Origin of the sequence: Suicoccus acidiformans, assembly GCF_003546865.1 — a bacterium.
GTDB classification, from domain to species: Bacteria; Bacillota; Bacilli; order Lactobacillales; family Aerococcaceae; genus Suicoccus; species Suicoccus acidiformans.
The window spans coordinates 1631503-1655650 of sequence record NZ_CP023434.1; the positions used below are offsets into that span (position 1 = coordinate 1631503).

The 24148-nt window shown below is 42.6% G+C and carries 21 protein-coding genes; 7 read left to right on the forward strand and 14 right to left on the reverse strand.

Annotated features, from left to right (window positions below):
- Window positions 1–19 precede the first annotated feature (19 nt).
- The 5 genes from CL176_RS07680 to CL176_RS12875 form a co-directional block, all read right to left on the reverse strand.
- Complete coding sequence (locus tag CL176_RS07680; protein ID WP_118990779.1) at window positions 20–973, reverse strand: ABC transporter permease; 954 nt, start codon at window positions 971–973, stop codon at window positions 20–22.
- Window positions 970–2064 (reverse strand): ABC transporter permease, encoded by a 1095-nt coding sequence (locus CL176_RS07685; protein WP_118990780.1) that lies wholly within the window; start codon window positions 2062–2064, stop codon window positions 970–972. Before CL176_RS07685 ends, CL176_RS07680 begins: the two co-directional genes overlap by 4 nt.
- Window positions 2064–3623 carry an ABC transporter ATP-binding protein gene (locus CL176_RS07690; RefSeq protein ID WP_240430432.1) on the reverse strand — a complete coding sequence of 520 codons (1560 nt, stop codon included), beginning with the start codon at window positions 3621–3623 and terminating at the stop codon, window positions 2064–2066. Before CL176_RS07690 ends, CL176_RS07685 begins: the two co-directional genes overlap by 1 nt.
- Before the next feature lie 150 nt (window positions 3624–3773).
- Window positions 3774–4805 (reverse strand): BMP family lipoprotein, encoded by a 1032-nt coding sequence (locus CL176_RS07695; RefSeq protein ID WP_118990781.1) that lies wholly within the window; start codon window positions 4803–4805, stop codon window positions 3774–3776.
- Between the two features lie 166 nt (window positions 4806–4971).
- A complete protein-coding gene (locus CL176_RS12875; protein ID WP_205528103.1) occupies window positions 4972–7719 on the reverse strand; it encodes a DNA translocase FtsK in 2748 nt (915 codons plus the stop codon).
- 109 nt (window positions 7720–7828) lie between these two features.
- On the opposite strand from CL176_RS12875, the gene CL176_RS07705 reads away from it, so the two are divergent.
- The gene (locus tag CL176_RS07705; protein ID WP_118990782.1) at window positions 7829–8107 is read left to right on the forward strand and encodes an acylphosphatase; all 279 of its coding nucleotides are present in this window, start codon (window positions 7829–7831) and stop codon (window positions 8105–8107) included.
- Window positions 8108–8194: 87 nt separating this feature from the next.
- Window positions 8195–9142, forward strand: a complete 948-nt coding sequence (gene yidC / locus CL176_RS07710) for a membrane protein insertase YidC (RefSeq protein ID WP_118990783.1) — start codon at window positions 8195–8197, stop codon at window positions 9140–9142.
- A gap of 61 nt (window positions 9143–9203) precedes the next feature.
- Here yidC and CL176_RS07715 read toward each other — a convergent pair whose 3' ends face one another.
- The 8 genes from CL176_RS07715 to rpmG form a co-directional block, all read right to left on the reverse strand.
- Window positions 9204–10700: a sensor histidine kinase gene (locus CL176_RS07715; protein ID WP_118990784.1), complete on the reverse strand. Its 1497-nt coding sequence runs from the start codon at window positions 10698–10700 to the stop codon at window positions 9204–9206.
- Between the two features lie 4 nt (window positions 10701–10704).
- The gene (locus CL176_RS07720) at window positions 10705–11406 is read right to left on the reverse strand and encodes a response regulator transcription factor (RefSeq protein WP_118990785.1); all 702 of its coding nucleotides are present in this window, start codon (window positions 11404–11406) and stop codon (window positions 10705–10707) included.
- Between the two features lie 202 nt (window positions 11407–11608).
- Entirely contained in the window at window positions 11609–13054 is a 1446-nt protein-coding gene (gene gndA, locus CL176_RS07725) for an NADP-dependent phosphogluconate dehydrogenase (RefSeq protein ID WP_118990786.1), read from the reverse strand.
- A gap of 294 nt (window positions 13055–13348) precedes the next feature.
- Window positions 13349–13744 (reverse strand): rhodanese-like domain-containing protein, encoded by a 396-nt coding sequence (locus CL176_RS07730; protein WP_240430433.1) that lies wholly within the window; start codon window positions 13742–13744, stop codon window positions 13349–13351.
- Between the two features lie 13 nt (window positions 13745–13757).
- On the reverse strand, window positions 13758–14726 hold the full coding sequence (locus CL176_RS07735) for an ROK family glucokinase (protein WP_118990787.1): 969 nt from the start codon (window positions 14724–14726) through the stop codon (window positions 13758–13760).
- A 19-nt stretch (window positions 14727–14745) separates the two neighbouring features.
- A complete protein-coding gene (locus CL176_RS07740; protein WP_118990788.1) occupies window positions 14746–15429 on the reverse strand; it encodes a rhomboid family intramembrane serine protease in 684 nt (227 codons plus the stop codon).
- The gene (locus CL176_RS07745; RefSeq protein ID WP_162890893.1) at window positions 15423–15998 is read right to left on the reverse strand and encodes a 5-formyltetrahydrofolate cyclo-ligase; all 576 of its coding nucleotides are present in this window, start codon (window positions 15996–15998) and stop codon (window positions 15423–15425) included. Before CL176_RS07745 ends, CL176_RS07740 begins: the two co-directional genes overlap by 7 nt.
- 107 nt (window positions 15999–16105) lie before the next feature.
- Window positions 16106–16258 (reverse strand): 50S ribosomal protein L33, encoded by a 153-nt coding sequence (gene rpmG, locus CL176_RS07750; protein ID WP_118990790.1) that lies wholly within the window; start codon window positions 16256–16258, stop codon window positions 16106–16108.
- Window positions 16259–16473: 215 nt separating this feature from the next.
- Here rpmG and CL176_RS07755 point away from each other — a divergent pair, with 215 nt between their 5' ends.
- Entirely contained in the window at window positions 16474–16905 is a 432-nt protein-coding gene (locus CL176_RS07755; protein ID WP_118990791.1) for a helix-turn-helix domain-containing protein, read from the forward strand.
- Between the two features lie 13 nt (window positions 16906–16918).
- Window positions 16919–17566 carry an endolytic transglycosylase MltG gene (locus CL176_RS07760; RefSeq protein WP_118990792.1) on the forward strand — a complete coding sequence of 216 codons (648 nt, stop codon included), beginning with the start codon at window positions 16919–16921 and terminating at the stop codon, window positions 17564–17566.
- Between the two features lie 160 nt (window positions 17567–17726).
- Here the strand turns inward: CL176_RS07760 and CL176_RS07765 are convergent, their stop codons facing one another.
- Complete coding sequence (locus CL176_RS07765) at window positions 17727–19844, reverse strand: peptidoglycan D,D-transpeptidase FtsI family protein (protein WP_118990793.1); 2118 nt, start codon at window positions 19842–19844, stop codon at window positions 17727–17729.
- 286 nt (window positions 19845–20130) lie between these two features.
- On the opposite strand from CL176_RS07765, the gene CL176_RS07770 reads away from it, so the two are divergent.
- The 3 genes from CL176_RS07770 (at window position 20131) to CL176_RS07780 (ending at window position 24144) form a co-directional block, all read left to right on the forward strand.
- Window positions 20131–22785 carry a YfhO family protein gene (locus tag CL176_RS07770; protein ID WP_118990794.1) on the forward strand — a complete coding sequence of 885 codons (2655 nt, stop codon included), beginning with the start codon at window positions 20131–20133 and terminating at the stop codon, window positions 22783–22785.
- Window positions 22786–22834: 49 nt separating this feature from the next.
- Complete coding sequence (locus CL176_RS07775; RefSeq protein ID WP_162890894.1) at window positions 22835–23749, forward strand: DUF1189 family protein; 915 nt, start codon at window positions 22835–22837, stop codon at window positions 23747–23749.
- 131 nt (window positions 23750–23880) lie between these two features.
- Entirely contained in the window at window positions 23881–24144 is a 264-nt protein-coding gene (locus tag CL176_RS07780; protein ID WP_118990796.1) for an ACT domain-containing protein, read from the forward strand.
- Window positions 24145–24148 lie beyond the last annotated feature (4 nt).

The following is a 24148-nucleotide window of genomic DNA, read 5'->3' on the forward strand; positions in this document are numbered from 1 at the left end:
AGCTGCACAACTAATCAATTTACTTACTTTTCACATAAGTTGTACCATTGGCTGCCGGACCTTGTGAACGTCCAACAAAACTAACGAGTACAATAATTGTAATAATATAAGGCGCGATTTGCAAATAAACTGATGGAATACTACTAATCAGTGGAATTTGTGAGCCAACCACTGCCAAACTCTGGGCAAAACCAAAGAATAGCGCTGCGCCCATGGCTCCAACTGGATTCCATTTCCCGAAGATCATCGCGGCCATGGCCATAAAGCCTTGGCCGGCAATTGTCGATACAGAGAAGTTTAAGGAGATAGATTGGGCTAATACAGCACCCCCTACTCCCCCAAAGAAGCCGGATAACAAGACACCAATGTAACGCATGAGGTACACATTAATCCCGAGGGTATCCGCGGCTTGCGGGTGTTCCCCGACTGAACGCAAGCGCAAACCAAAAGCCGTCCGGTAAATAATGAAGGCAACAACAAAGGCAGACAAAATTCCAACATAAGCTGGCAAGGACGTGGACTTGAAGAAGATATTACCAATGACAGGGATTTGACTCAAGAGGGGAATATTCGCATAGCCAAAGGATTCAGCGATCATATCTGTTTGCCCTTTACCAGCAAATAATTCACGGGTTAAGAATACCCCCAAGGACGGAGCAACCAAGTTCAACACGGTCCCGGAAATAATGTGGTCCGCCCGTAAGTGTACCGTTGCAACTGCATGGACTAAGGAGAAGAGAATTCCCACCAAGCCACCAATAAGCAAACCTAACCACGGTGTCCAAGCACCGAAGGTATCCGCAGTAAACAAATTAAATATGACTGAGCCAAACGCACCCATAACCATAATACCTTCAAGGCCTACGTTTACAATCCCACTTCTTTCCGAAAAGACACCACCAAGGGCTGTGAAAATCAGTGGACCTGAGTAAACTAATGTTGAAGAGACAATCAATGCTAATGTTTGTATCATCCTTCTTGACCTCCTTGCTGAATCACATCTTCATTATCAACCGCCGAGCGGACTTTACGACGATTTAAGAAGAAGGTAATAATATAGTTAGCTCCAACAAAGAAAATAATGGCGGCAATAACAATATCCACAATCTCAGAAGGAATTCCAGCGGTCAGTGGCATAATATTTCCACCAGTCATCAAACCACCAAATAATATCGCGGCTAGAACAACACCGAACGGATTCAACAGACCCAATAAGGCAACTGCCATACCATTAAAGCCAATGGCTGGCGCTACGCCGTTGGTCAAGAAGATATTCTGGAATTCACCTAAACCATTCATCACACCACCAAGTCCAGCTAAAGCACCTGAGATGACCATGGCAATTATAATATTACGCTTTACATTCATCCCGGCATACTCTGCGGCATCTTTATTTAAGCCAACCGCTTTTAATTCAAAGCCAAAGGTGGTTCGATTAATAAAGATATAGGCAATTACGGCAAAGAGAAGTGCTAAGAAGAAACCGGCATGCATGGTGGAACCATTGGTCAGCTCTGTCAGCCACTCTGTTCTTAAGGAAGCATTCGCCCCAACAAAAGGTGTCGCATCGGCTCGATCAGTTAAGACGTTGCGAATAAGGTAATCTGCAATATACACTGCGACATAATTCAGCATAATGGTCACAATCACTTCACTCGTGTCGAAATAAGCCTTCAAAATCCCTGGAATAGCGGCCCATAAGGCCCCAGCAAGCGCACCAGCCAGAATAGCTAGCGGTAAGACAAGCCATTTCGGTGAATCGAGCATGGCTAAACCAACCCAAACGGATACCAACCAGCCAAACAGCGCTTGACCGGCTAAACCAATATTAAAAAAGCCCGCCGTATAAGCCACCGCAAAGCCCAAGCCCGTAAAAATTAAGGGGGTAGCCGCCCGCAGCGTTTGCCCAATATTAAACGGCGTTCCTAAGGCACCTTCTAATAGTGCTTGGTAGCCATCAACCGGATTGTAGCCGAAAAGTAACATAATCACTGCGCCAAATAATAAACCTACAATAACTGATAGAACTGGGACTAAGAGTGATTGCCATTTACTTTGCGTCATTATCCTTCACTCCCTTCTGCTCGTAGCGCTAGAACTTCTTCATAGCTCGTTCCAGCCATCATTAAGCCTAATTCCTGTTCATTTGTCTCTTCTGTAGGAAGGTCCGCAACAATCTTCCCTTCATACATGACGAGAATTCGGTCTGAGACATTTAAGATTTCATCCAATTCGAAGCTCATCAATAGCACTGCCCGATTCTCATTACGTTGGCGGATAATCTCCTCATGAATAAATTCAATTGCTCCAACGTCCAATCCCCGTGTTGGATTGGCTGCAATCAGAACATCGGGATGAACCGACAATTCACGCGCAATAATCGCTTTTTGTTGATTTCCTCCTGATAAGGAGCGCATGAGTGCCTTCTCTGATGTCGTCCGCACATCGTAAGCTGTAATCAGCTCCCGTGCATGCTCATCCATCGCCTGCTCTTTCAAGAAACCATTATTGGAAAACTGGCGCTCTTTATAATCTCGTATAGCCAGGTTTTCTGACACAGACATATCCAGGATTGAGCCATGACGATGACGGTCCTCCGGAATATGACCTACCCGTCTTTCATAAATAGCACGCGGGGAATGGTCCATTACATCTTCCCCTTTGACATACACTTTACCGGATTCAATTGGCAAGAGGCCATTTAGGGCAAGAATCAATTCGCTTTGACCGTTTCCATCAATTCCTGCAATGCCGACCACTTCTCCTTGGCGAACTGTAAAACTTAAGCCATTTACAGCATTTAAACCGCGGTAGTCTTGCACCGTCAAATTCTCGACCAGGAGAGCTTCTTCCGTTGGCTTAGCGGGTTCTTTCGCCGTTTGAAAGACGACATTCCTTCCAACCATCATATTAGCTAATTCATTGGCAGTCGTAGTAGCCACATCCACCGTATCAATCGATTGACCCCGACGAATCACCGTACAACGATCAGCCACAGCTTTGATTTCATCCAATTTGTGCGTAATGATAATAATCGAGTGTCCTTCTTGCGTAAGCGCCTTAAGCGTTAGCATCAAATCGTCAATTTCTTGTGGTGTTAAAGCCGCCGTCGGCTCATCAAAGATTAGAATATCCGCCCCGCGGTATAATACCTTTAAAATCTCAACCCTTTGTTGCATACCGACACTAATATCTTGCACCCGTGCATCTAAATCCACTCGTAAGCCGTACTGCTCAGAGATATTCTCAATCCGTTGACGTGCCGAAGCTTTATCCAGAAGTAATCCTGAAGTAGGTTCATCCCCTAAGATAATATTCTCTAACACGGTAAAGGCACTGATTAACATAAAGTGCTGGTGGACCATCCCAATGCCTAGTTGATTGGCTTTATTAGGCGAGTCAATTTGAACCGCTTCACCTTTTAAGTAAATCTGTCCTGAAGTAGGCTCAAGAATCCCAGATAGCATATTCATGAGTGTCGACTTACCCGCGCCATTCTCCCCTAATAATGCATGAATCTCACCTTGCCGTAATTCTAAGTTAATATGCTTGTTAGCATAGAAATCGCCGAAACGCTTGGATATATCAACCATTGATATGACCGCTGCTTGACCTGCATCCATTTTGTCCCCTCATTTCTAATCCTTCTACGCATCTGACCCGTAAATTACTCCCGCAAGTAGATACGCTATTTTACAAAAAATATAAATCACTTCCTCTAAAAAAGCACTAAACATGATAAATGTTTAGTGCTCGCCAGTGAGAAAGAATGATTAACGTTCTGGTGTTTCGGGAATTTCGATTTCACCAGCGATAATTTGTGCCTTGTAGTCTTCTAAGGCAGTCAGTACATCTTCAGATAACTGACCTTCTGTAATGCCAACTCCGTCTTCAGCTAAACCAAATACGCGATTGCCTGCTTGGAAATTACCTGCTTTGGCTTCATCCAACAAGGTTTTAACCGCTGGGCCAATACCTTTTAAGGTTGACGTTAAGGTTAAACGACGCTCTTCGCCATCAACTTCAACCAGTCCTTCTTCTTCTTGGTCACGGTCTACCCCAATGACATAAATATTCTTAGAAGGATCGGCTGTCACAAGGTCACGCGCTTCAGAGAAGACACCGTTACCGGAATCTCCAGCTGCTTGGAAGATAATATCTGCACCGTTTGCGTACATTGCTGCCGCTAATTGCTTACCTTGGGAAGCATCTACAAAACTGCCGACATACTCAACTGAAATTTCCACATCAGGATTGACTGCTTTTACGCCTTCGACAAAACCTGCTTCAAAGCGATCAATAATGACACTTTCCACTCCACCAACGAAGCCAACATGGTTGGTTTCTGTACTCATAGCTGCAGCTACACCCGCTAAGAATGCTGCCTCATGGTCTTTAAAATTCGCCGATACAACATTTGGTAAATCAACATTTGCATCTACCATGGCAAAGTGTTGCTCTGGATTTTGTTCAGCAATTTGTTGCACTGCAGCTTCTAATTTGAAGCCAATCCCGAAAATCAAATCAAAGTTGGCTGAAATAGCATTGTTCAAGTTTGTGATATAGTCAGAGTCTGTATTTGATTGCAAATAGTGATAACCATTCACGCCTTCTTCTAGGCCGTTTGCTTGCCCCCACTCTTGAATACCTTCCCAAGCACTTTGGTTAAAAGACTTATCATCGACACCACCTTGGTCTGTAATCATCACGGTTGAGAAATCATCCTCTTGTGCTGAAACGGCTGTCGGCACTACAACACCTATTGCTGCTAATGCTACCATCGCTGATGTTAGAAATTTCTTCATATTGAAAACGCCTCCTCTGTTGATAAACCTATTATATAGCAGATAATCCGAGAATCCAAATAAAAACTCTGTCATATCATCGGTCTGCCTTATTATAAATAATAAATGCGTTCATGAGAAATAAAATCTACTATATTTCTTATTAATAATCCGGAATGTTCGGATTTTACTCTTGAATAAACACTTCCCTTGGCTTGCTACCATCAGCCGGGCCGACATAGCCCATGGCTTCCAAGTCATCAATCAAACGAGCAGCCCGATTGTAGCCAATCCGGAATTTCCTTTGCAACTGGGAAATACTCACAGTTTCTTGCGTCTTGACTAATTCTACTGCTTCATCGAAATACTCATCTTCTGATACATCGGCTTGCTCCATCGCCTCATCCGTTACAATGATAGCCTCATCATAATCTGGTTCTGCTTGTTGGCGGATAAAGTCTGCCACACGCTCTACCTCTGCGTCAGAGATATAAGCCCCTTGGACACGAATTGGCTTATTCATACCCATTGGTTGGAATAACATATCGCCTCGGCCAAGTAATTTCTCAGCACCGTTACTATCTAGAATTGTCCGCGAATCCGTGCCGCTTGAGACAGCAAAGGCTAAACGTGACGGAATATTTGCTTTAATAATCCCCGTAATCACGTCTACTGAAGGTCTTTGGGTTGCAATGATCATATGAATTCCCGCAGCCCGGGCCATTTGCGCAAGGCGGGTAATCGCCGTTTCAACTTCATTACTGGCGACTAGCATCAAATCTGCCAGCTCATCAACAAATACGACAATTTTAGGCAGGCGCTCATAGGCGGTCCCTTCTTTGCGATTTAATTCATCGACATATTCGTTATAGCTATCTTGATTACGGACCCCACTCGCAGCAAAAAGCTCATAACGGCGTTCCATCTCTACCACTACATTATTTAGAGCTCGAGCCGCCTTACGCGGATTAGTCACAACAGGTGATAGGAGGTGCGGAATGTCATTATACATTGTCAACTCAACCTTCTTAGGGTCAATCATGAGAAACTTCACCTCATCGGGTCGTGCTTTCATGAGAAGTGAAGTGATAATCACATTCATCCCAACTGATTTCCCACTTCCAGTGGCCCCCGCCATGAGCAAGTGGGGCATTTTGCTTAAGTCTGCTAAGCAGATTTGCCCAGAAACATCTCTTCCTAAGGGGACTTCTAGAATTTTCTTTGAATCGGTTGCAGCGTCGACAATTTCATAATAAGACACGGGACTGATTTGCTTGTTAGGTACCTCTATGCCAATGAGCGATTTACCGGGAATCGGCGCTTCCATGCGAACATCCCGCGCAGCCAAAGCTAAGGCAATATCATCGGATAAGGAGACAATCTTGCTAACTTTTACACCCACTGCAGGTTCTACCTCATATTTGGTTACCGCTGGACCTAAATTCGCTTTAACAACGGTTGCATCCACACCAAAACTCGCAAAGGTTTGCTCTAATTTATCAATATTCCGGTTGATATGCTCATATTCTTCAGATTGATCCACCGGTTCACGTTTCGTGAGTAAGGCTTTGCTTGGTAATTGATACTGGCGACCCTTACTCCTTTGCGTAGGCTTCTGCTTCATGCTTGCAGCATCATCGGCAGCCAATTGTTCATCCATAGCGTCTGAAGTGAGGCTTTGTGTTTGGTTGGCGCCTTCTTGCCAATGCATGGCACTGTCACCCTTATTTGACCTGTCCACGAATGCGTCCGACACCTGCCCAGCTTCAACTTCCCTTGACTCAACCGGACTTGTTGCTTCAGCCTTTATCTCGGTTTCTAAAGCTTGGTCATTTGAAAGGATGGGGGCCTTAGCCTGTTCCACATGCGATTCAAGGGAGGTTGGTTCCGTGAGGGGAACTTCGCCTAAGTCAGGCCCAACAATTTCCGCATTCCGACTTGCCGGCACATCAAGGGGACGTCTCTTAGGCGGGTCTTGCATCTGATCGAAATAATCTAAATCCAAGATCACTTCTTCTTGAGTAGAGCGCTCCCGAGCAGCAGTCTGGGCTGGCGGTTCCTTAGCCGTGTAAGGTTCACTATAATGACGCTCTTCACCTCGAAAAGCCGGCTGATAATTTGCTTCAAAGCGCGGCGTTTGCTTGGGTTCATCCTCATCCAAAAAGGAAAATAACCGTTCCACACCCCATTTGCGTTTTCGAGGTGCCTTCTTTTCGACTGCTGGCTGGAAATCTTCCTGTTCAATATTCATCTCTTCCCAACTTTCTTCTACCTGAAGTTCCACTGACTCATCTTCTGAAGTAAATGTCCCTGCTTCCGGCCTTGCATTAAAAACAGTGCGGATACTTAAAAGCGAATTACCAAAGCCATAGACTAAACGTTTCAGTGATCTGCCGACGGCCTTCATTGATTCAACGAAGGCTTTATGAGGTATCTCTAAGAAGAGGAACAAGCCGATGGCAAAGACAAGGCCAGCAAGTAAATAACTGCCCCATTTGCCAAAGAGATACCCACACAATTCAAAGTACAAGGCTCCTAGCATCCCACCGCCTAAGACTTCATCGATTTGCGTTGCTAAAAGCTCATTGCGGAATATTTGAAAGGTTTCCTTAAAGATCGATTGATTCAAGAGATCAACCTGGGCAAATTGTTCGACATGTAAAAGCAACGTAATTGCCGAGAAAATCATAAAAGAGCCGATTCGCTTACGCCAGCCAATCGACGTATAGTATCCCTTAGCAATCAGTCCGCCAGCGAGATAGAGTAAGAAGACTAGCAACAAATCATACGCTTCACCTACCACCAGTCGCACAAGATTCGCAATGAGAATCCCTAAGAAACCCCATTGAAACAGTGCCAATAAGCATACAAAAGCAAGCACTAGCCCGATAACTAAATAGATTGCTGAGTAATCTTTCTTTTTCTGTTTTGCCATTTTTGCTCCTTTCTAAGTTTTTCTTATCTTGAGTATGATATAATAAACACCGTCTTTTAGTATAACACGCCCAGGTTTAATTTTCGAGGCGTAAAAGGAGCGAGTGTTCATGAATTCATATGAAATTTTAGTCAGTGGAAGGGTCCAAGGTGTAGGCTTCCGCATGTATGCCAAGCAGTTAGCTGACCGGCAGCAAGTATATGGAACCGTACGTAATTTAAGTGATGGCCATGTTAAAATTATCGCACAAACGGATTCAGCCGAGCAAATCCAGACATTCTGTCAGGCTTTAAAAGATATGCAACCGCGATATATGCGTATTGAAGACCTCACCTGCCAGTCAATTACCTTGGACAAGACTTACCAAGATTTCCAAATTGTGTATTAATTCCTACGGATTTCTTAAGAAAACAATTGCTATTTGTCCATGATTTTAATATAGTTAAATAACATGAAAATATTTGGAGTGAAATGTATGAAATCTACCACTAAACGTAAACTCTACTTGTTAGGTTTACTTTTCTTTGCCGCCCTCTTCTTAACAGGGTGTGTCTCTTATACCGAAACAGGTGAGCCTACTGGCTTTATCTATCAGTACCTTGGCTTACCTACGGCACGCTTACTCGACTGGCTTGCCAACCTCTTCTCAGGCAGCTATGGGATAGCTATTATAATCATCACAATTATTACCCGCTTGCTTATGATGCCGTCAAGTATTCGCATGACGCGCAATTCTATGATGACACAAGCAAAGATGAAGATTGCTCAACCGGAAATCAATGAAATCCAAGAGGAAATTCAAGCAACGAATGATCCTAATCTGCAAGCCGAGTTGAACAATGAATTAATGGCGGTATATAAGAAATACGACATTGATATGATGGGCAATATGTCCGGGTGCTTACCATTACTCATTCAAATGCCGATTATCTCTGCTGTTTATGCAGCGATTCGCTCATCCAAGAATATCCTGACAAGTACCTTCTTAGGTATTCCCCTGGGTGAACCGAGCCTCTTACTGACGGTCCTCGTAGTCCTCGTCTATTTACTGCAAAGCTGGCTGTCGATGAAAACTATGCCACAAGCAGATAATAATCAAGCAGCCCAAACAAACAAAACCATGTTATTAATGAACCCACTGATGTTTGCCTGGATTTCATATGCATCTGCAGCTGGACTCGCTTTATATTTCCTAGCAGGTGGAATCTTCATGGTCATCCAACAGGCGATTACCAACCATGTTGTTAAACCTCGGGTCGAGCGCTTAATTACAGATGAAATGGAGAAATACGCAAATCAACCAAAGCGTAAAAAGAAAGTAAGACCTAATCAAGCCACCGACGGCCGCATTGTCCCAACAAAGACACAAGTCAAGGCCAACAAACGTCGCAACGAAGGTCGCCAGCAGAAACGTAAGAAATAAATAATCTAAAACAGCAAGTAAGCCTAACTAGGTTTACTTGCTGTTTTTCTATGGGGTGAGCTTATGGTAATTCGCTAAAATAATCCGGATGATTCTTCCGCTTTGCTTCAGCAATGGCTTTGCTCTTCTCTATTTGCATCTGATCCGCTAGAATAGGCAATTCGATATAGAAAATCGAGCCGTTTCCTAAGGAGCTCTCCACGCGAATATCACCGCGATAACCATTGATTAACTCCTTGGCGATACTTAAACCTAGACCATTGCCACCCTTTTCACGTGATCTAGCTTTATCTACCCGGTAGAAGCGCCCAAAGACACGTTCCTTATCTTCTTCACTCATACCTTCACCAAAGTCTTGCACAGCGATTTCAACTGTATTCATCCCTTGACTAATGGAAATATGTATTTCCAAGCGATTGAGACTGTACTTAACAGCATTATCTAGTAGGATGATTAAGACTTGTTCGTAATGATTTCGGTACATGCGGACATATAGCGGCAAGTTGTCTTGTTGATCGTCATCCAGGAAGAAATTAAAGGTTGGATGTATCATTTTGAAATTTTCGAATACTTGGCGGGTGGTTGAGTAAATTTCGGTAATTTCGTCTTTGTAATCTACATCCACATGATCGGCCCGAGATAGGTCAAGCATTTCTTGAACCAGTTCTTTCATCCGCTGGATTTCCTGCAAGGAAGCACTAATCGACTCATCCAGAACCTCTGGGTCGTCCTTACCCCAGCGATTTAACAATTTCAAATGCCCTTCAACAATGGCCACAGGTGTTCTAAGTTCATGGGACACATCTTCAACAAACTGCTTCTGATTCGTAACATAGTGGTCAATCTTATCCAGTAGGCGATTTAAATGAAGGCTCAAATCACTCCACTCATCTTGACTGCTTGGCTTTCGCATCCGAATATCAGACAAGTTCTCCTCTTCAACCAGGTCCAAAGAGTTAATCAGATAGGTTAAGGGTCTGAGGAAGTGCCGGCTTAATATAAATGCAATCAAAGCAATTAAGACAAGCCCTAGAAACAACATACTGTAAAAGCGATGATGTTGTGAGGCTAAGCTTGCTTCAAAGTCAGCCATCAAGACAATGTATTGCACCTGTTGTGGCGATTCTACCCAACGATCATCGGTCATCTCAAAGGAAGCATAAAGCAAAGTTTGGCCGTTCTCTTCACCGTACGATAATTGCTCCGTAAGTTCCGCATGACTCATCGGGAAATTCTCAGACTCATACATTACATTATCATTCGAGCCCAAGAGGCGGATAATTATGGCCTCATCGGTAAACTCTTCGCTCATAAAGGCAAATTCTTCTAGATCCTGACTCGTATGAACTGAACCACGATTCCTCGCCAACTTCTCAAAATGAGTATAGCTTACTTGTTGCGCAGCCACATATTGATTGGTCTGCTGCTGGCGGTAAAAAGTAGCCGTCAGCGCGAGCAAGATAATAAAGAGAATAGCAAAAGCGATAAAAGTGAACAGCCCCCATTTCCACTTCAGGGACAGGGGCTGCTGGAAACGTTCTTTCAAACTCTCTTTCATTGGCTTACGTTCTCATCACATAACCTGTTCCACGAACGGTTTGGATATAACTTTCTTGGTCGGGTCGATCAATTTTATTACGTAAATAACGGATATAAACATCCACAACGTTCGTCTCTACTTCAGACTTATAGCCCCAAACTTTATCCAAAAGAACATCTCTCGACAGGACCATATTAACATTCTCCATAAGGAAGAGAAGTAACTCATACTCACGTTTGGTTAAGTTAATAATCTCATCGCCACGTTTAACAATGCGATTCGCTTTCTCAATAACTAAGTCCCGGTATTCAACCGTTGGTTGCTGTGCATTTCTTTGCTCTTCTTCATGGCTTAAGCGGCGGAACAATGCCCGTAAGCGAGCCAACAACTCTTCAATCGCAAAAGGCTTAACGATGTAATCATCGGCCCCTTGATCCAAACCAGAAACACGGTCCATCACCGAATCACGCGCGGTCATAATAATAATAGGTGTATCTTTGACTGGTCGAATTCTACGACACACTTCTAAACCATTCAATTCAGGGAGCATTAAGTCTAATAATATAACGTCCCATTCTTCATTCAGTGCCACTTCTAAGCCTGACCGTCCGTCGTAACAGATATGTGTTTCATAGCCCTCGTGTTGAAGTTCTAAGTCCAGGAAACGGGCAAGGTTCTTCTCGTCTTCAATAATTAATACACGTTTGCCTTCAGTTTCAGCCATTAGAAATCCCCCTTTAATGAATTAATTTGTTCACTTCAATTTCTCACTTTAGTTTACCTCATATTCTTAGAAAAATCCATTATAACACTATCTTTCTAAGTTCGGATGATTTTATGCCATGAGAATCTTTAAGCAATTTAAAACAGAAAGGCAACAACCTGAACAGTCTTTCGTGTTCTGGCTGTTGCTCGATTCATCGTACTTAATCTTCAATCTGTACTTCTTTACCTTCATTCCACAGGAAGTGATAAACGCCTTCTTTGTCAACCCGTTCATAAGTGTGGGCACCGAAGAAGTCGCGTTGGGCTTGAATCATATTTGCTGGTAGAACTTCTGAGCGATATGAATCATAATAGGCAATAGCTGCTTGATAAGTCGGCACTGGAATACCAGCTTGAATCGCTTGTGACACTACGCGGCGTACTGCACCATGGTTAGCTTGAATAATTTCTAAGAAATACTCATCTAACATTAAGTTCTCCAAGTCAGGATTCTTCTCATAGGCATTAGTAATGTTCTGTAAGAATTTCGCCCGAATAATGCAGCCTGCACGCCAGATCTTCGCAATTTCACCATATGGTAAGTTCCACTCATGCTCCTCGCTGGCGGAACGAAGTTGCGCGAAACCTTGGGCATAACTCATAATCTTGCTGAAGTATAAAGCATCATGCAAATCTTGGATGAATGCTTGCTTTTCCTCTTCATTGAAAGATAATTTAACTTCCATTGCTGGAATGATTTGGCTCGCCCGCACACGCGCATCTTTCTGAGCAGAGATATAGCGGGCAAAGACAGATTCCGTAATCAGAGTCAATGGCTCACCTAAATCCAGAGCTGATTGACTTGTCCACTTACCTGTCCCTTTATTGCCTGCTTTATCCATGATCACTTCAACCATTGGTTTACCTGTTTCAGGGTCATCTGTTTGAAGGATTTGGGCAGAAATTTCCATCAAGAAGCTATCTAATACCCCTTCATTCCACTCTTGGAAAATCTTGCCAATTTCCTGGGCAGACATGCCTAGACCGCGGTGCATAATGTCGTATGATTCAGCAATCAGTTGCATATCCCCATATTCGATACCATTGTGAACCATCTTCACATAATGACCGGCTCCATCTGGCCCAATATAGGTCACACAAGGCTCCCCATCTTCTTCAGCTTTAGCTGAAATAGCTTCAAGAATATCCTTAACTAATTCATAAGCATCTTCTTGTCCACCTGGCATAATTGAAGGACCGAAACGAGCGCCCTCTTCACCACCAGAAATACCTGTACCGATAAAGTTAATGCCAGAATCTGCTAAGTATTCGTTACGACGAATGGTATCTTGGAAGAATGTATTCCCCCCATCGATGAGAATATCTCCTTCATCTAGATGTGGTAATAAGTTTTCGATTGTTGCATCCGTTCCCCGACCGGCTTGCACCATTAGAAGGATTTTGCGCGGTTTCTCTAAGCTATCTACGAACTCTTCAATGGAGAACGTTCCTTTTAAGTTCTTATCAGGGTTTTCGGCTAGAACTTCCTCTGTTCTTGAGCCTGTACGGTTATACAAGGCTACTGAGTAGCCACGGCTTTCAATATTCAATGCAATATTGCGACCCATTACGGCCATTCCTACGACACCAATCTGTTGCTTCGACATGTATCTGCCTCCTTATCTTTTATACTCACTCATTCTAACAAATTTCTCACAAACTTAAAAGTGAATTCTTATATTCCTATTGAATCTTCTATTTGAATTCGTTACAATACTTGCATCAAACATTGGGGTGAAATTATGGCAAAAAAGAAAAAATCTAAAATGGACCGAATGGTTAAGATATTAGCAGGAAGTATTGTTCTTGTACTCATCGGCACAATCCTTGTCAGTCTCATAATGTCTTTCTACTACAATCTATAAAAATAAGCCGAGCATGCAAAAGTGCTCGGCCTTTTTTTATAATTCACTTTTCACTTTTCCGGTCCAGCTCTCAAAGCCGTCTTTTAAGATATAGACATCTTCATAGCCATTCTTCCTTAAGATATTAGCACAGCGTGAGGCGATGGTCATTGATTCATCCACTAAATAAATCGGCCGATCCTTACGCAATTCACTAAAGCGCATCTTGAATTGTGAGTATGGAATGTTGCGGGCACCAAGAATATGCTTGGCATTAAATTCTGGTGTCTCCCGCACATCAATGACCTGCACCCGGCGAATATTCGCTTGAATTTCATCACTTGTAACGACTTCGGCTGAACGCTTACGCATAATCCAATGCACCAAGTAATAAATTCCAATGGCAGCAGCAATAATAACAATAACAGTAAACATAAAATTCAAAAAGCTCATCATTTAACTCCCTTTATCTCGCTAAATTTACTAATTGGCAGGCACCAAGAATTCCTGCATCATTCCCCAAAGTGGCTAAGACTATTTCATAGGTATTTAATAAGGCAGGGAAGAGATATTTCTCTGTCTGCTTGGCTACATTGGCTCGCAGAAATTCACCAGCCTGCGAAACGCCCCCGCCCAAGACAATAATACTTGGGTTCAGCATATTAATAATATGCGAGATGCCTAGGCCTAAATAATTACAGAATTGCTTGACCACTTCTTGGCTGAAGGCATCGCCAGCTTCTGCCGCTGTAAAGATGTCTTTCGCCGTCAACGCTTCCCCCGCAGCTAAACGCTGGCTTACTTCTGTTTGGTGCTGTGTGTGGGTCAAGTGCAAGCGAGCTAAATTCATAATGCCCGTTGCGGAAGCCAAGGCTTCCAAGCAGCCCACTTTCCCACAAGTACACTGAATCGAACTATGTGGGTCAATGGTCAAATGACCAATCTCACCAGCTGCCCCACTTCCACCATGAAGCAACTCGCCTGCGCTAACAATCCCACCGCCAACACCCGTTCCAAGTGTCACCATCACTACATCGCTTGCCCCATCACCAGCTCCTAGCCATTGTTCACCCAGGGCGGCAACGTTCGCATCATTGTCTAAGTAGAAGGGCAAACCAAAGGCCGCTTCAAAAGCTTCCCCGATATTCTGGCGTTTCGCCCAGTTTAAATTATAGGCGCCAATCACTGTGCGATCTTGGACATTCACTGTACCAGGTGTCCCCATGCCAATACCTAGGCAATCTGCCATATTTAAGTGCAAATCAGCCACCTGCTGGCGGATTGCAGCAATCAGATTGGGAACAATATGTGAGCCTTCATCTGATATATCAGTTGGAACAGACCACTGGGATACTATGTCGCCGCTTGGTTGAAGGATGGCCAGCTTAGCCGACGTTCCGCCTAAATCAATCGCAATAATAAATGCATTTTCCATTGGAAATCCCCTTTCATTTTTACAAGCCAAAAGCAAGGTGTACTTTCTGAATACCGATAAATACGAGTACACCACTTAATATTAGTAGCACAAGAAGCGCTAAGAACCTTTGCCGTCCTGACAATCGATGGTAATTCGGCAAACCAATTGCTATGGTAATCACCAGACCATAGACAGCTCCACCTAAGTGCCCCCAATTATCCACCCCGCCGGATAGAATACCGTTAATAAAGTTGATAGCAATCAAGACAGTATAACTCGCTGCTCTTTGCTGGAGAATGGGAACATGACTATACAGCCGCCCTAAAGCGACATAGGCTGCAAATAAGCCAAAGATAGCTGTACTCGCCCCAGCCGAAACAGTATTTGAACTAAAGGCATAGGAGAATAGATTTCCACCAATAGCAGATGCCAAATAAATGAATGCAAAGCGGCCATGACCCATAAATTGTTCTAAGTCCTGTCCAAGATAGAATAAACTAATGCCGTTCATCAATAAATGTGTAAAACCGATATGAATAAAGGCTGCTGAAATAAGGCGCCACCATTCGTTCTCTAGGACAATCAGCGGGGTATAATTAGCTCCTGTTAACAGGAGCACTTCACTGGATTGGGTCGTCCCATAACGCAGCAACATGTACCCATAAACCAAGATATTAACTGCCAGGAAAAAATATGTAACATAAGGTTTCCTTCTTACCATAGTGTCACTCCTTCAGCAGTCATCGTCAGTATTTCATCAATACGTATATCATGACTTTCTCCCTCCCAATAACCTGTCTCATATAATTGAGGCGGAAAGACAAGGGATAAAGTTTGCTGAGGACATTTGGCCAGAAAGCGGTCGTAATACCCACCACCGAAACCAATGCGCCAACCGTTCCTTTGAAAAGCCAAGCCCGGCACCAGCATCAAATCAATGTCCTCCGGCTTTACTTCAGTACAAGTTGCTTTAGGCTGCTGAATATGCTTTTGTACAGTTTCTAAATCAGCCTTCGAATTAAAATAACGAAAGGTCATTTGACGCTCCGGCTCAATTCGCGGTAAGGCAAAGTTCAAATCAGGCAAGCTTTCTTTTAAATAAGCCATTAATTGAACGGTTTCAAATTCAGGGGCAAAGCCATAATACAAGGCTAAGGTTTGCACGTTTCTACTTTGTAGAAGTTTTAATAAAGCCTCGCTCATATGCCTTTGCCAATGCGTTCGGTCCGCCGGAGAAATAGCTTGCATCTTGGCTAGACAGTCCTGGCGGATGCCTTTTTTTCGATCCATAAACATAGCTCCTCATTCATAATATAAACCAGTGTATCACATTTCTTTACAAAAAAAAATAAGGCCTGCGCTTTAGCACAGACCCTATATTATCATAAAGAAATGAACTATTTCTTAACTTCACGGTGGAGCGTCACTTTGCGCTCACGTGGGCAATATTTCTTCATTTCAATTCTATCTGGATTGTTACGACGATTTTTGTTCGTTAAATAATTGCGTTCACCGCATTCAGTACATTCCAAGTTAATATTAACGCGCATGTTATGTATCCTCCCAACTATAAATTACATTGTTTCTTACAAACACCTTAAGATTATACCATATCAAAGAGAAATTACTAGTCCAAAAATAAAAAAATATCCCCCACTCCGTCATATTTACAGAAAGAGATGCATTTGTTACATTCTTTTAATTGGCATATGTGAGTATATTTGCTAAAATTAGAAAGTAGTATAAAACTGAAAGAGGTGTTCTTATGGATATATGGATTTTAGTGATTGTTCTTTTAGCTATCGCTATTGTCTTATTAGTCGCATCCTTCTTTGCTGAGGATGATGTCGATGTTGAAGAAAGAATCAACGAATATTCTGTTCAACAATCTCAGGAATTGTATAATGTCAAAACACGCTTGGCCGAACTTGAGCAACAAACAACGTTTGCACCAGTAGCGGGCCCAACGAGCGATACTTATCCTGAAGAAGGCGAGCCTACGATTGCTTATGAAGAGGATGTGCTGGAAGTAGGCGAAGAGATAGCCGTTGAGCCTGAGGCGGTTAGTGATGAGGCTCATCAGCAAATTATTCAACTATACTCACAAGGCTATACAATGCACGAAATTAGCCAAGCCGTCAATTTAAATACAATCACGATTCAGAACGTCGTCGACGATTATATCGAGAATCGTTAAGGAGGTAAGTTCTATGAAAAAAAGCACATTGCGTAATCTAGGCATTGGCTTTCTTGCCTCAGCGGTTATTACAGGCCTTTACACAACATTTGTCCAAGGTAATGCCCCTGTCCCAGGAGTTGAATTAAATAGTATCTTTGAAAGAACAAGTGCAGAAACTGAATCTCAACTGGCTGAGCGAGAAGCAGAGGTTCAAAGTCTGGTCAGTGACCGGGAATCGCTCCTCTCCGAGCGAGAGCAACTTGATGAATCCTTCAGTGTTATTTCGAGCCTTGAGGGTGAAATTGCTTCGCTCCAGCGAGACAATGCTTCCCTGACACGCTTAACAGGGAATCAAGATGAAACGACACCGACCAATGATACTGATAATGAAGGTGATGAGTCACAGGGCCAAGAATTAACGGAAGAAGCAACCACCACGCCAGAAGCTGAACCGGATACAGTCGGAAGCTTTACTGTCGAAAGCGGCTCAACCTCGTCAGATATCGCCCAACAACTGGAAAGCCAAGGTTTTATTGCGTCAGCAAGTGAATTCCAAGAATTATTAGATGCTTGGGGATTACATGAATCAATCCAATCAGGCACCTACAATTTGAATTCTGATATGAGTATCCATGATATTGCATCTATCCTAACGAACGGTGCATATTACTATTATTAAACGCTCACTAAGAGGCCTCAAGGCCTCTTTTTTAGCTTCTCTTAAAGCTCTTATACCGCTTCAGAAGAAATAATCTACGCACAACAGAAAAGCATCCAGGCAAACCTCTATCTTAGTTGCTTGGATGCTTTTGCTGTTTATTAAATTAGTTAACTACTGATTAATTCTGCTCGGTGAAGCTTTCTTCATAACTTAAAACTTGGTCACGTGTGTCAGCTTTCAGTTCGAAATAAGCATTCATCACTTCATGGGCAATACGGATACTTTCCCGCCCCCATGAGGTTTCGTTTAAGTATGGTACGACAACAGAAATCGCAATTTCTGGATCGTCATACGGTGCAAAACCGACATAAGTTGCGTTGGTAACAGGTTGATTGGACGCATACCGGATAGGTCCTGCATAAAAGGCTTCCGTTGTCCCTGTCTTGGAACCAACAGTAATCGGATAATTCATAAAGAAGTAGCGGGCTGTTCCATCTGACGTATGAGATACTTGACGCATTCCTTCATGAATCCGTTCCATTTCACCCTTCTCCAAAGGTATGACATTCATGACGTTCGGCTGAATCATTGTCTTTATACCACCGAGATCCCCATTGGCATCTGTACCGCGAATTTCTTTGACCAAACGCGGTGAATAGCGGATTCCTCCGTTTGCCACCGTCGAAACATACTGTGCCATTTGAAGCGGGGTGTACAAGTCGAACTGTCCATAAGATAAGTCGAGGCCGTTAACGAGCTGATCACTTTCTGGGCTGAACCCTTCCGATTCATTCGGGATGTCTATGCCTGTTCTAGTACCTAGACCGAATTCAGCTAAATGTCCCCGGATAATATTAATCGTATCGTCACGAATTAATAAAGGACCATCGGGTTCATGGGATGTTTGGCCACCAATCCGCATGGCCAATTCAATCATATAAATGTTCGAGGATTTCTGCAAGGCTTCAATATCATCAATTGCCATACGCCCTGTTCGGTTAAAGGCCGAGGTCTTTTCTTGGGAAGCTTGGAATTTCAGGGGCTCATCGATAATTACATTATTATCTAAGGAGATGACATCTTCCATGTATCCGGTCGCAACCAAGGCTGGCTTAATACTGGAGCCCATCCCGTAGCTTGTGTTAATGGCACCAAGCGTATCATCGACAATATTCAACGTATCATAAGAATCCGTCGCTTCGTTATATTCGTAGCGTTTCCCGGTGATACCTAAGATATCCCCATTTTTAGGGTTCATAGCCACAATATACACGCGGTCATTCAGTCCTTGGTCTGCACCCATGCTCTGTAGTGCATTGGTGGCAATCTCATCGAGTCTCGCTTGGAATTCAGAATCAATCGTCATCATCAAGTTATCGCCTTTAGAGCCTTTGTATAATTGATGGTTCTCGACGACATCATCGGTCGTACTGGTAATAATATTGTACTGGGCTTTCGTTCCCCGCAAAGCATCTTCATATTGCTTCTCCAAGTAGCTAATTCCTACCCGATCATTCATTGCATAACCTCTTTGCAATAATTTATCGGCTTCTTCACTTGGTAGACCCCTTTGTTCTGTAGAGACTTGGCCTAGAATCGATCTCAGCATATCTCCTTGAGGATAGGTCCGTTGCCAATCAGTGCCAATACTTACCCCGGGTAACGTGGCTAAATTCTCACTTACACGAGCCACTTCGTCTTGGGTAACGTTCTGGTTTTTGACAGATACGGTCGACAGTGCATAGGCTCCGTTCATCTTGTTAAAGAGGGCGATAACTTCTTTCTCTGCATCGCTAAATTGCAAGTCATCTTCGGTAATATATTCCAGTTGTACTGCATACAATTCATTACCCGGTAACAACAGCTCTTCCTCAGTTAAGCGACTATTAACCAAACCTTCATTCTTCACCAGGAAATAATCCTTCATCTCTCGCTCAGTCAGTGAAGTGATAGGCATTGTGATGAGTGAAGCAAGTTCAGTTGCCACGTCGAGAATATCGTCGGCTGCTACTTGCGAGTCTTTCGCACGTGTATATAAGATAGCTAATTCTGGGCGATTACCGACGAGAACACGACCTTGGCTATCGTAGATCATCCCCCGCGGAACCGAACCGGTTGATAAAGTCGACTCCGTTCTTTGCACCATATTGACAAAGTTCTCTCCATTATAAAGCTGTAAGTAGCCTAAGCGGACAAATAAAGCCGCAAATAATAGAAAGCAGACGAGAAATATTAAATTCAATCGTCTTGGAATATGGGACTTTTTCGGTTTTTTTCTAAAATTTACATTTGCCATTATGTCACTCATTTCTTCCAACTAACTTTAGTAACAAACCTAGCCACAATTGTAGCAAATCTCACGTCATAACTCAAAGTTTTCTAGTGGTAAAAGCATGAAAAATTCGTGAATTCCGTGAACTTATAGGCGACATTTGCTATCATGAAGGGGTAAATGATTTTTATACTTATGTTTATTAAGGTTTGTTGGCCTATAGAAACAGGGATTTTCATACGTTTCCAGAAGGATTAACCTCATCAAGCCTTAATGGGAATAAGTATTAGAATAAGGAGTATTACTTGTAATGTGGTCTAAATTTAAACCTTATGCATATAATATGTTGCTCGTTTCGGTCATGTTTCTACTCTTGGCAATCGTCTATGAGTTCGTTCCCTTCGGTTCAGAAACCATGCTCACCGTGGACTTAGGGCAACAGTACATTGATTTCTTTAGCCTGTATAAAGAGACACTTACCCATGAACCAGGTATGTTGCTATATAGCTTCGAGAAGGCCCTTGGCGGGGAGATGATTGGCCTTTGGGCTTATTACCTACTCAGCCCCTTTAATATTATCCTGCTCTTCTTCAACGAAGGGAACTTTGATATTGCGGTAACTCTACTCACTTATTTGAAGCTTGTTGCCAGTAGCTTAAGCTTCATGTATTTCGCCCGCTCGAAATATAAACTCAACACGCCAATGGCGCTTACCTTCAGCATAAGTTATGCGATGATGAGTTACGTCATGGTCTACATGTTAAATATTATGTGGCTCGATGGCCTCGTTCTATTACCTTTAATTGCTTTAGGACTCGAGCGGAGTTTAACGCAGCATAAAAGCTTACTCTATGTTTTAAGTTTGGCCTTGATGATGGTGAGCAATTACTATATTGGTTATATGATTTGCTTATTCCTGAGCTTTTATGCACTTTTTGTCATAATTGAACAGCAAAGGAGCTTTAACTGGAAAGAAACAGCCAAGCAGTATTGCTGGTTTATCAAAGATTCTATTATAGCTTGCCTCATCGCATGCATCTCTTTGATTCCAACGATTATGTCGATTAGCAAGAATAAGGGGGAGTATTTCGAAGTTAATTTATCGGCTGAAGTCGCCCATAGCTTACAAGACATGCTATCCAAGCTCTTTATTGGCAGTTTCAATTTCGATGAAATGTCTTCCGGATCACCTAATCTATATGCAGGGATGCTCGTCTTACTCCTAGTCATTCTGTTCTTCGCCAACCGTTCGATCAAGAAATCTGAGAAAATCATGGCTGGCTTAATTTTCGGTATTTATTTCCTTTCCTTCCGCTATGAATTGCTCGACCGCCTATGGCACGGAGGACAGTTTCCAATTTGGTATCATTTCCGTTTCTCGTTCACTACGAGCTTTTTCTGTATTGTTCTGGCTATTAAAGCTTATATTCACCGCCCTGCTCAATATTCGATTAAATTATTGGTTCCAATTCTAATCGGCTTTGGTTTATTTGCATTCCATTACTTTTACAAACCAGACTATGAATTTCTCAATGACTGGAAGATTCTCTTAAGTGTCTTGTTCTTTGCAATGCTCCTGGTCGTCTTGCAATTTAATCTCATGCATGAAAATGCTAGACAATGGTTTATCTTAGCTATTGTTGCGGTTGAATTATCCATTAACAGTATCTTCATCCTCGGTGAATTGAATTACGTTAATCAAGCTAAATTCCGCGATTATACATCGGTACTAGCTGCTGCAGTTGAACCCGTTCGCCAAGAAGACCCGAACGATTTCTACCGAATTCACAAAACCTTCATGCGCACTAAGAACGAAGCCTTTTATGAACATTATGACGGCATGGATCATTTCGGTTCAACCATCGAGGCTCATATTCCGGAATTATATGGCTACTTAGGTCTCCCAGATGGTAATGGCTTTGCTGTGTATACCAATGGAACCATGTTTACGGATGACTTCTTTAATATTCGTTACTTATTAGACGTTAGTCCCGATACTGAAGCCCATACCGCTGAAGATGAGTATCTTTTATACCAAGAAGGCACCGATTTAGATATGCAAGCCCATACCCTTGTTCGGCAAGAAGATCGCTTCTGGATGTATGAGAATCCTGAACGCTTTGGCTTGGGCATGGAGGTAAGCCCTGAATTAGCAAGTGCTAGTTTCCACCGCCATCAAGCCATCCAAAACCAAGAAACCTTACTGCGGCTGCTTGATTATGATGGCACTGGCGAACCCTACTTTACCAAAGTAGCCTTCGACGAAGTGGAATACGATAAGGTTGAAGTGACCGATAAAGGAGACGGAGATTACTACACTTACCAAAATCAAGCCACGGGTGAAGACGATGCTTGGGTTCATTTCCATTATACGACGACAGATGCCCCTTATTATTTCACCTTGCCAAGTCAATTGAACAAGGATAAGGTCTACCTTAATTTAGACCATAAGCGTTACCGTTTCTACACACCTTATCGTAGACGACAAATAACCAATGCAAGTTATCAGACTCCAGGCGAACATACCCTTTCCATGCAAGTGAAGGAAGATGAACTGAAGGCTAATCTTATTTACTTGTATCGCTTCGATGAAGAGCGTTACCAAGAACTCGTTGCCAAGCGGGCCAATGCTCAATTCGAAATAGAGCATTTTCAAGCCGATGCTATTCGAGGGCGTATTCATACGCATTTGCCCCAAAGTTATGTACTCTTTACTATCCCTTATGATAAGAACTGGCAAGTGAAAGTCAACGGACAGAAAGCTGAAAGTGTTGCCGCTTTAAGCGACACCTTACTAGCTGTACCTGTTTCAGCCGGCGAGAATACGATTGAGCTAGCCTACCGCCCTAAATCCATTCTGATTGGTTCGGGTCTTTCAGTACTTGGTGTATTGCTTCTTATTGGACAAGTTATTTATCTTAAACGTCAAGACGCTAAGCAAGATAGCGAAAACTTGCAAAGCTAAAGCAAATTCTTTACAATATGAAGATAACTAAGAACAAAGGACGATGTACGTGAAATACACCCGCAACATATTAATCATGGGCTTACAAAATCCTCGGTATTACATTGAAGCCTTTAAAGTAAAAGGGAGACATATCTTGCTGCTTTCCCTTTTAGCTGTATTATTTATGACGATTGGATTATTCCGCTTATATCAAGGACCCTTAAATAGCCTGGTCCATGATATTAGCCAAGCTGAGACTTATCTGCCTGATTTTACCTATGAAGGTGGCGAGCTTAACTTAGCCGAAGGAAGTAAACCTCTGTACTATCAGTCAGATACCTTCCAACTCGTTATTGATCCAACGATTGAGGCGACCAATAGTCGCTCTGTTCCACTAACCCCAGCTCAAGAAGAGCGTATCCAAGCTAACAGCATCTTAAGTTTATACTTATTTAAGAACAATGCCTTTATGGGTAGCGGTGATATAATCCAGCCTGTGTTTGAATACGACATTCTCTTTGCTAATGACGAAGCCTTGGCCTTTCCGCTTCAAGCTTTAAATCAACATAAAGCACAATTAAGTATTGCCTTCTTTGGTTCACTTTATTTAAGTCAATATATATCGTATTGGGTCCAAATGTTTCTCATTGCGGTTATCGCAGGACTATTCAACTTAAGCATGACACGCCGAATTCCTTTGAAAAATCGTATCAAATTAAGTGTCATTATATCCTTTGTCCCAATTATCTTAATCGAACTAGTCAATTTCTTTATCCCAGGTATTTACTTATCCTATACCGTCATTTCCTTTATCACCATTCTTTTGATGTTTTTTACCTTCCGCAATCACACGCGCTTTATTCAGCAAATCATGCGGCATATGAATATCAAAGAGGTTGATTCTCTGGATCGAGAAGATTCATTAAAAGATACAGATGAGCAGAATGACGAAGATGATAGTGATGATACCCAGCATAAATAAAGCCATCTTCAAACAATGAAACTCAAAGTTCGCTAATCCGAGTAGAACTTTGAGTTTTATTTTTGATTTCAATAGACAAGGCTTTCAAAATAGGTTATAAAGGAGGTATCAATTATTTTGGAGGAGAAAAGATGAGAGCTGTTATTACCGTCATTGGTGTCGACCAAGTAGGAATTATCGCGAAGGTTAGTTCCATTTGCCAGATGCATCAAGTAAATATTGAAAATATCGATCAATCCATTGTGCAAGAATACTTTACGATGACCATGTTAGTTAATATCTCTGATTTGAGTGTGCCATTTGAAGCTTTTCAACAAGAAGTTATTGAAGCTTTACCATCATTAAGCGTCCATGTCATGAATGAAGCAATTTTTGATGCGATGCATCGCATTTAAGGAG

What these genes read in the sequence shown, in the direction of transcription:
- CL176_RS12875 (WP_205528103.1), bottom strand. Translation starts at nt 7,719, where the DNA reads ATGGCAAAACAGAAAAAGAAAGATTACTCAGCAATCTATTTAGTTATC.
- yidC (WP_118990783.1), top strand. Translation starts at nt 8,195, where the DNA reads ATGAAATCTACCACTAAACGTAAACTCTACTTGTTAGGTTTACTTTTC.
- rpmG (WP_118990790.1), bottom strand. Translation starts at nt 16,258, where the DNA reads ATGCGCGTTAATATTAACTTGGAATGTACTGAATGCGGTGAACGCAAT.
- CL176_RS07705 (WP_118990782.1), top strand. Translation starts at nt 7,829, where the DNA reads ATGAATTCATATGAAATTTTAGTCAGTGGAAGGGTCCAAGGTGTAGGC.
- CL176_RS07755 (WP_118990791.1), top strand. Translation starts at nt 16,474, where the DNA reads ATGGATATATGGATTTTAGTGATTGTTCTTTTAGCTATCGCTATTGTC.
- CL176_RS07720 (WP_118990785.1), bottom strand. Translation starts at nt 11,406, where the DNA reads ATGGCTGAAACTGAAGGCAAACGTGTATTAATTATTGAAGACGAGAAG.
- CL176_RS07740 (WP_118990788.1), bottom strand. Translation starts at nt 15,429, where the DNA reads ATGGTAAGAAGGAAACCTTATGTTACATATTTTTTCCTGGCAGTTAAT.
- CL176_RS07780 (WP_118990796.1), top strand. Translation starts at nt 23,881, where the DNA reads ATGAGAGCTGTTATTACCGTCATTGGTGTCGACCAAGTAGGAATTATC.
- CL176_RS07765 (WP_118990793.1), bottom strand. Translation starts at nt 19,844, where the DNA reads ATGGCAAATGTAAATTTTAGAAAAAAACCGAAAAAGTCCCATATTCCA.
- CL176_RS07680 (WP_118990779.1), bottom strand. Translation starts at nt 973, where the DNA reads ATGATACAAACATTAGCATTGATTGTCTCTTCAACATTAGTTTACTCA.
- CL176_RS07760 (WP_118990792.1), top strand. Translation starts at nt 16,919, where the DNA reads ATGAAAAAAAGCACATTGCGTAATCTAGGCATTGGCTTTCTTGCCTCA.
- CL176_RS07730 (WP_240430433.1), bottom strand. Translation starts at nt 13,744, where the DNA reads ATGAGCTTTTTGAATTTTATGTTTACTGTTATTGTTATTATTGCTGCT.
- CL176_RS07770 (WP_118990794.1), top strand. Translation starts at nt 20,131, where the DNA reads ATGTGGTCTAAATTTAAACCTTATGCATATAATATGTTGCTCGTTTCG.
- gndA (WP_118990786.1), bottom strand. Translation starts at nt 13,054, where the DNA reads ATGTCGAAGCAACAGATTGGTGTCGTAGGAATGGCCGTAATGGGTCGC.
- CL176_RS07745 (WP_162890893.1), bottom strand. Translation starts at nt 15,998, where the DNA reads ATGGATCGAAAAAAAGGCATCCGCCAGGACTGTCTAGCCAAGATGCAA.
- CL176_RS07690 (WP_240430432.1), bottom strand. Translation starts at nt 3,623, where the DNA reads ATGGATGCAGGTCAAGCAGCGGTCATATCAATGGTTGATATATCCAAG.
- CL176_RS07695 (WP_118990781.1), bottom strand. Translation starts at nt 4,805, where the DNA reads ATGAAGAAATTTCTAACATCAGCGATGGTAGCATTAGCAGCAATAGGT.
- CL176_RS07715 (WP_118990784.1), bottom strand. Translation starts at nt 10,700, where the DNA reads ATGAAAGAGAGTTTGAAAGAACGTTTCCAGCAGCCCCTGTCCCTGAAG.
- CL176_RS07735 (WP_118990787.1), bottom strand. Translation starts at nt 14,726, where the DNA reads ATGGAAAATGCATTTATTATTGCGATTGATTTAGGCGGAACGTCGGCT.
- CL176_RS07685 (WP_118990780.1), bottom strand. Translation starts at nt 2,064, where the DNA reads ATGACGCAAAGTAAATGGCAATCACTCTTAGTCCCAGTTCTATCAGTT.